The following is a 962-nucleotide window of genomic DNA, read 5'->3' as shown; positions in this document are numbered from 1 at the left end:
ACCTGTATTTCTAACTGTAAAAGTATAGTCAATTCTATCGCCTGCGTTTACGATTCCATCTGCATTTGCATCTACGTAAGTTGCCTTTTTGCTTACCGTTACTTTTGGTGAAGACGTTAAAGGAACTACGGTACAGCTTGGACATGCAGCCGGATCTTTTGGTGGACAAGTCGAACAAATTGGACTTGGATCGGTTGACTTAGCTGTTACCGGTGATCCTGTTGGAGGAGTTCCTGTAACTGTAGCTACGTTGTCTACCTGACCGTTATTCATATCAGCCAGTGTAATGGTGTGAACGGCTGTAAAACTAGACGAGTCTGTTGCTCCGGGAGCTAAACTCGCTAAACTTCCGCTTACCACTGCATTAGCATCACTAATGGTTACCGGAGCCAGGGTTACGTTACCTGTGTTGGTAACTGTAAAAGTATAGTCGATTCTATCACCAACGTTTACAATACCATCGGCATTAGCGTCTACATAAACTCCTTTTTTGCTTACTGAAATACCAGCACATTCACTAGCGATCACAACGTTATCTGAAACTACTGAACTACAAGTTCCCAATGTAGCAGTTACCGTATAAGTTCCTGCCGGAGCGGTTACTGTAGCACCTGAAACAGTAACTCCTGTCGATGGATTTACTGAATACGTGTAAGCAGCATTATAATTTGAAATTGCAAAACTTCCTGTAGCCACTGAACAAGTAGGTTGTGTTACTGTTCCTGCGGTTGGTTTTACAGGGGTTGACGGTTGTGCGTTTATCACAACGTTATCTGAAACTACTGAACTACAAGTTCCTAATGTAGCTGTCACAGTATAAGTTCCTGCCGGAGCGGTTACTGTAGCGCCTGAAACCGTAACTCCTGTTGATGGATTTACTGAATATGCATAAGCAGCATTATAATTTGAAATTGCAAAACTTCCTGTAGCCACTGAACAAGTAGGTTGTGTTACTGTTCCTG

1 pseudogene is annotated in these 962 nt (G+C 42.7%); it reads right to left on the bottom strand.

The annotated features are described in order from the left end of the window. Window positions 1–962, bottom strand: a pseudogene (locus C245_RS23495) (hypothetical protein); the annotation flags it as partial.

This window comes from Flavobacterium sp. WG21 (assembly GCF_000335775.1).
Lineage (GTDB): Bacteria > Bacteroidota > Bacteroidia > Flavobacteriales > Flavobacteriaceae > Flavobacterium > Flavobacterium tructae.
This window is presented reverse-complemented; position numbering and strand designations above follow the sequence as displayed.